Annotated in this window: 1 protein-coding gene; it reads right to left on the reverse strand. The window is 40.6% G+C overall.

Features of this window, described 5'->3' with window-relative positions:
* The coding region (locus R7E78_RS27685; RefSeq protein WP_318058826.1) for an ATP-binding cassette domain-containing protein at positions 1 to 307 on the reverse strand (307 nt) is incomplete at its 3' end.
* Between the last annotated feature and the right edge of the window lie 333 nt (positions 308 to 640).

Raw genomic sequence — 640 nt, forward strand, 5'->3', positions numbered from 1 at the left:
CCGCTTGTTGAATGACGATCTGCTCAACCGTTTCAAATTGGTTGAAGTTGAATTCTTGAGGCACTAAACCAAGATTTTGCTTGGCAAGTTCTAAATCAGTATCAATGTCATAACCAAAAACTTTTGCTACTCCAGAAGTCTTATTAACCAAAGAAGAGATGATGCCGATCGTGGTTGATTTTCCTGCACCGTTAGGTCCAAGAGGCGCGTAAAAGTCACCTTTTTTAACTTGTAGACTGATGCCTTTTAACGCTTCAAAGCCGCCCGCATACGTTTTACGTAATTGTTCAATTTCTAATGCGTACATAGCGTAATGATTGCCATCTGTTAGTGAATTGGGATGACCAGTTCCAAGATAAGCATCACCTGAAGCTTAGTAGGAAGCTGGAGAAAGTTTCATTAGTTTATCGTCGAATAACGATGATTACAATTAAACCTTTCGACAATATTGGAAATATCAACCTTGTAATTTTCAAGGTTTTCAATTGAGGGGGTTAAGGGGAAACAAAAAAAGCGCCGCTAAACAGACTGAGCAGCGCTTTCATACAGAGCGTGAAATTTAAGCGGTCATTCGCTGGTATTGATCCGATTCAACATGCGCGACAGCCGCATTCAAAGCTTCGTAGCGGAACTGATACAT

The organism is Vibrio sp. YT-19(2023), from assembly GCF_033337395.1.